Source organism: Sphingomonas bacterium, from assembly GCF_903643035.1.
GTDB lineage: Bacteria > Pseudomonadota > Alphaproteobacteria > Sphingomonadales > Sphingomonadaceae > Sphingomonas.
In genome coordinates this window covers 1-5,331 of sequence record NZ_CAHJWW010000189.1, presented here as the reverse complement: position 1 = coordinate 5,331, position 5,331 = coordinate 1, and the positions used below count along the sequence as shown (strand labels likewise).

The 5,331-nt window shown below is 72.2% G+C and carries 4 protein-coding genes and 2 pseudogenes; 4 read left to right on the top strand and 2 right to left on the bottom strand.

What is annotated here, in order from left to right:
* Together HUV01_RS11540 and HUV01_RS11535 are read left to right on the top strand one after the other, a co-directional pair.
* Positions 1–427, top strand: a pseudogene (locus tag HUV01_RS11540) (hypothetical protein); the annotation flags it as partial.
* A 27-nt stretch (positions 428–454) separates the two neighbouring features.
* Positions 455–2,119, top strand: coding sequence for a hypothetical protein (locus HUV01_RS11535; RefSeq protein WP_174298392.1), 1,665 nt, complete (start codon positions 455–457; stop codon positions 2,117–2,119).
* A gap of 3 nt (positions 2,120–2,122) precedes the next feature.
* Here the strand turns inward: HUV01_RS11535 and HUV01_RS11530 are convergent, their stop codons facing one another.
* A complete protein-coding gene (locus HUV01_RS11530; protein WP_174298391.1) occupies positions 2,123–3,280 on the bottom strand; it encodes a GNAT family N-acetyltransferase in 1,158 nt (385 codons plus the stop codon).
* A 103-nt stretch (positions 3,281–3,383) separates the two neighbouring features.
* Here HUV01_RS11530 and HUV01_RS11525 point away from each other — a divergent pair, with 103 nt between their 5' ends.
* Positions 3,384–3,680: a GNAT family N-acetyltransferase gene (locus tag HUV01_RS11525; RefSeq protein WP_174298390.1), complete on the top strand. Its 297-nt coding sequence runs from the start codon at positions 3,384–3,386 to the stop codon at positions 3,678–3,680.
* Positions 3,681–3,723: 43 nt separating this feature from the next.
* Here the strand turns inward: HUV01_RS11525 and HUV01_RS11520 are convergent, their stop codons facing one another.
* Complete coding sequence (locus HUV01_RS11520; RefSeq protein WP_174298389.1) at positions 3,724–4,809, bottom strand: alkene reductase; 1,086 nt, start codon at positions 4,807–4,809, stop codon at positions 3,724–3,726.
* Positions 4,810–4,973: 164 nt separating this feature from the next.
* On the opposite strand from HUV01_RS11520, the pseudogene HUV01_RS11515 reads away from it, so the two are divergent.
* Positions 4,974–5,331: pseudogene (locus HUV01_RS11515) on the top strand (COQ9 family protein); the annotation flags it as partial.

The following is a 5,331-nucleotide window of genomic DNA, read 5'->3' as shown; positions in this document are numbered from 1 at the left end:
GGCGCTGGCGGCGGTGCCCGCGCTGCCGCGGGGTGGCGCGGTGCTGGTGCTGGTGGACGAGGCCTCCAGCGCCGACTGGTCGCAGCCGCGCCTGACCCATATCGCCGGGCTGGCGGTCGCCCGCGCCCGCGTGTTCGTGAACGAGCAATGGGCGATGCCGGGCCAGCAGCCGATCCGCCCCCTGCATCCCCGCGCCGCGCCACTGGACCGCGATCCGTCTCAACTCGTCTATCCCAAGAGCGGCGAATACCGATCGACCGACTTCGACGCCGCGATCGCGCGGTTCGATCGCTGCACGTTCGACGCGGTGTGGACGATCGGCTTTCCCGCCGGCCGGGCGAGGGCGGGAGACCTGAGCCCCACATGGTCCGATGGCCGTTCGGCCGTGTACCGGGTAGTCCGCTCGCCCGGCGGTGCTTGTCGGTGACCCCGTCGCGGCGCTAGGCACGCGGACATGAGCACCGCGCCGCCGCCAGCCTCGCGTCACGGGGACCGACCCCGCTGGTGGCAGACGCGGGGCTTCGTCGCCGCGATGGCGCTGCTCGCACTCCTGCCGCTCGTCTGGCCCGCCATCCCGCCGCTGGTGGACCTGCCCGGCCACATGGGCCGATACCGCGTGCAGCTTTCGATCGGCGACCAGCCGTGGCTCGCGCACTGGTACGACTTCCGCTGGCAGCTGATCGGCAACCTGGGCGTCGACCTGGCGATCGAGCCGATGGCGCGGGTCTTCGGGCTGGAGCTTGGCACCAAGCTGGTCGTGATGGCGATCCCGGCGCTGACCGTCACCGGGCTGCTGTCGATCGCGCGCGAGGTGCACGGGCGCATCCCCGCCACCGCGCTGTTCGCGCTGCCGCTGGCGTACAGCTATCCGTTCCAGTTCGGCTTCGTGAACTTCGCGCTGTCGGTCGCGCTAGCGCTCAACCTGTTCGCCTGGTGGCTGCGGCTGGCGCGGCAGGGGCGGCTGCGGTTCCGGGCGGCGGCGTTCGTCCCGCTCTCGGTCGGGCTGTGGGTGTGCCACACGGTCGGCTGGGGGATGCTGGCGGTGCTGGCCTTCTCCGCCGAGATGATCCGCCAGCACGACCGCGCGTTCGGGGTGACGGCGCGCGGGACGCGGGTGCCGTGGCGCCGCGACGATCTGCGCCGCTGGGGCATCGCCTGGGTGCGCGCGGGCCTGGGCGTCGCGCCGCTCGCGCTGCCGCTGCTGCTGATGGCGCTGTGGCGGTCGGGCGACCATGTCGGCGGCCGGACGTTCGACTGGTTCGACTGGCGGGCGAAGTTCCAGTGGATCCTGATGATCTTCCGCGACCGCTGGATGGCGTTCGACGTCGCCTCGCTCGCGGTGCTGTTCCTGATCCTGTTCCGCGGCTTTCGCGATCCGTCGATCGAATATTCGCGCCAGCTCGGCCTGTCGGCGCTGTTCCTGCTCACGGTGTTCCTGGTCCTGCCGCGGGTCGTGTTCGGATCCGCCTATGCCGACATGCGGCTGGCGCCCTTCGCCGCCGCCATCGCGGTCGTCGCGATCCGGCCGCGACGGGGATTGTCCTCGCGCGGCGCGAGCACGCTGGCCGTGGCGGGGCTGGCGTTCGTCGTGGTGCGGATGGGCGCCGCGACCGTCAGCTACGCGATGTTCGCGGACAGCTACGGGACGCAGCTCGCCGCGCTCGACCGGCTGCCGCAGGGCGCGCGCCTCGTCAGTTTCGTGGGCGAGACCTGTCACAACCAGTGGACGATGTCCCGGCTGGAGCATCTTCCCGCCATCGCGCTGGAGCGGCGGCTGGCCTATACCAACGACCAGTGGTCGATGGCCGGCGCCCAGCTGCTGACGACCCGCTACGTCGCCGCGCGACGCTATGCCCACGACCCGTCGCAGATCGTCACCTCCGTCCAGTGCCCGCGCGAATACTGGCGGCCGATCTCGCGCAGCCTCGCCCGGTTCCCGCGCGACGCGTTCGACTATGTCTGGCTGATCCGCGTGCCGGACTATGATCCCGCGCTGGAGCGGGGGCTGATCCCGCTGTGGCGGCACGGCCGGGGAACAGGGAGCAGCGCCCTGTTCCGCGTCGACCATTCGGTGTCAGCGCCCGAGATGCCGGGAGGCCTGCTGCCGCCGCACGCCTGACGGTCACTCCCCCTTTCGAAACGGCGTCATCTCGCCGAGATACGCCTGGTCGCTTTCCACCGACGCGCGCTCGCGCACCACGAAGTCCGCCACCGCGCGGCGGAAGCCCTGGTCCGGGATGTAGTGCGCGGACCATGTCGGCACCGGGGCATAGCCGCGCGCCAGCTTGTGCTCGCCCTGCGCGCCCGCTTCCACGGTCTTGAGCCCGCGCGCGATCGCCGCGTCGATCGCCTGGTAGTAGCACAGCTCGAAATGCAGGAACGGCACGTCCTCGCTACAGCCCCAATAGCGGCCGTACAGCGCCTCGCCGCCGATCAGGTTGAGCGCGCCCGCGATCGGGCGCCCGCCGCGCAGCGCCAGGATCATCAGCACCCGGTCGCCCATCGCCTCGCCCATCATCGAGAAGAACGGCCGCGTCAGATAGGGCCGGCCCCATTTGCGGCTGCCGGTATCCTGGTAGAAGCGCCAGAACGCATCCCAATGGCGCTCGGTGATCTCCGCCCCCGACAGATGGACGATCTCCAGCCCCTCGACGGCCGCCGCGCGCTCCTTGCGGATGCCCTTGCGCTTGCGGCTGGCGAGCGCGTCCAGGAAGCCGTCGAAGCTCGCATAGCCCTCGTTGCGCCAGTGGAACTGCGTCCCCTCGCGCACCAGCCACCCAGCCGCCTCGAACAGCGGCAGCTGGCCGGGATCGACGAAGGTCGCATGGGCGCTCGACAGGCCGTGCTGGTCCACGATCGCCTCGATCCCGGCGATCAGCGCCGGGCCGGCCGCCCCGCCGGCCGCCCCGCCGTCGGCATCGGGGCGCAGCAGCAGCCGGGGACCGGGTACGGGCGTGAACGGCACCGCGACCTGCAGCTTGGGGTAGTAGGAGCCGCCCGCGCGGCTCCAGGCGTCCGCCCAGCCGTGGTCGAAGACGTACTCGCCCTGGCTGTGGCTCTTGGCATAGGCGGGCGCGACCGCGGCGGGCCGGCCGTCCGCGCCGTCGACGACGATCGGGATCGCCTGCCACCCCGACCGCGCGCCCACGCTGCCCGAGCGTTCGAGCGCCGACAGGAAGGCGTGGCTGAGGAACGGATTGCCGGTCCCGGCGCAGGCGTCCCAGTCGGCGGCGGGGATCGAGCCGATTCCGTCGGCGAGGCGGGCGGTCGCGATGGTCATCGACCGGAATGTAGGACCTTCGGGGCGGGAGCGCGATGCCGGATCGCGCTTGCCCGGCGCGGACGCGGCAATAGGATCGGGCGATCGACGAGAAGGATGCACGATGACCCACCCGAATGCGGGCGACGTCCGCGACGACCCCGCCGGCCGGCGATACGAACTGGCGCTGGGGCGGGAAGCCGCCTTCGCCGCCTATGATCTGGCCGGCGAGACGATCACCTTCACGCATACGGTGGTGCCGCCCGACCGGCGGGGCGAGGGGATCGCCACGCTGGTCGTGCGCGCGGCGCTGGACGATGCGCGCCGCCGCGGTCTCGGGGTCGTCCCGCAATGCCCGTTCGTCGCGGCGTACATCAACGCCCATCCCGAGACGCAGGACCTGCTCGCGGCGCAGGACTGAACTCCTGGCCCTTCCCCCTCCCGGAGGAGGGGGCTCCCGCGTCCTACGCGTCCGCCGCCTCCAGCGCGGGATAGTCGACATAGCCTTCCGGTCCCTGGCTGTACCAGGTCCGGGCGTCGTCCTTCGCGAGCGGTGCGTCGCGGCGCAGGCGCTCGGGCAGGTCGGGATTGGCGATGAAGGTGCGGCCGAACGCGACCGCGTCCGCCACGCCCGAGTCGAGCGCCGCCTGCGCATTGCCTTCGTGATAGTCGGAGTTGAGCACCAGCGGGCCAGTAAAGGCCTCGCGGATCCTCGGGCTCAGCCGGGGCACGTCGGTCCTGCCGAAGGTGCCGTCCGGCCCGGGCTCGCGCAGTTCCAGGAAGCCGATCCCGATCTCGTCCAGCGCCCTTGCCGCCGGGATGAACACCGCCTCCGGGTCGCTGTCGTCCACGCCCTGCGAGTCGCCGTTGGGCGACAGGCGGACGGCGGTGCGGCCCGCGCCGGCTACCGACGCGACCCGCTCCACCACCTCGCGCAGCAGGCGGATGCGGTTCTCCGGGCTGCCGCCATAGCGGTCTGTCCGCCTGTTGGCGTTGTCGCGGAGGAACTGGTCGATCAGATAGCCGTTCGCGGCATGTACCTGCACGCCGTCGAAGCCGGCGGCGAGCGCGTTGCGGGTCGCTCGCTCGTAATCGTCGAGGACGCGCGGGACCTCGTCGATGTCGAGCGGGCGTGCGACCTCGAAATCCTGCTTGCCGTCATAGGTGTGCGCCTGGCCGTCGGTCTTCGTTGCCGACGACGAGACCGGCTGGCCGCCGATCACGGAGGAATGGACCTGCCGTCCCATGTGCCACAGCTGCGCGACGATACGCCCGCCCGCGGCATGGACCGCCTGCACCGCCGGCGCCCATGCCTCGACCTGCTCGTCCGACCACAGGCCGGGCGCATAGGGCCAGCCAAGCCCTTCCTGGCTGATCCCCGTCGCTTCCGAGATGATGAGTCCGGCGCCGGCCCGCTGCGCGTAATAGTCGGCCATGATCGCGGTCGGCACATGCGCGCGGGTCGCGCGGCCGCGGGTGAGCGGCGCCATCAGGATGCGGTTGGGCGCCGCGATGGCGCCGAGCTGGATCGGATCGAACAGGCTGGGCATGGGAACTCCTGGTAAGCAGACCGCGAGATGGGGCGCGCCGGCGTCGATGCGACGGGGGACCGGGCAAGAAAAGCTGTCGCGGCGCGAAGCGTTGCGTGCCGGTCGGCGATCCTGCGGGCGCGGCTTGGGCGGGACAGGGCAGGCTCGCTGCGGTAAGGGGGGGCATGACCAGCCAGCTTCCGTTCCTGCCCGTGTCCGCCCCCCTGCCCCCCGCGCTCTCCGGCGATCCGACGCTGGACGAGGTGCGCGCCGCGCTCGCGCCCGGCATCGCCGCCAATGCGGCGTTCGACGGATGGGGCGCGGAGGCGCGGGTCATGGCCGCCGACGGCCTGGGCGTCGACCGCGACATCGCCGCGCTGGCGCTGCCCGACGCGCTGGCGATGATCGACGCCTGGTTCGGGTACATCGACGCCGGCATGGCCGCGACCGTGCCGGCGGACGCGCTGGCGGGGATGAAGGTGCGCGAGCGGATCGCCGCCCAGGTCGAGGCGCGGCTCGCGATCGCGGCGCCGGACCGCGAGG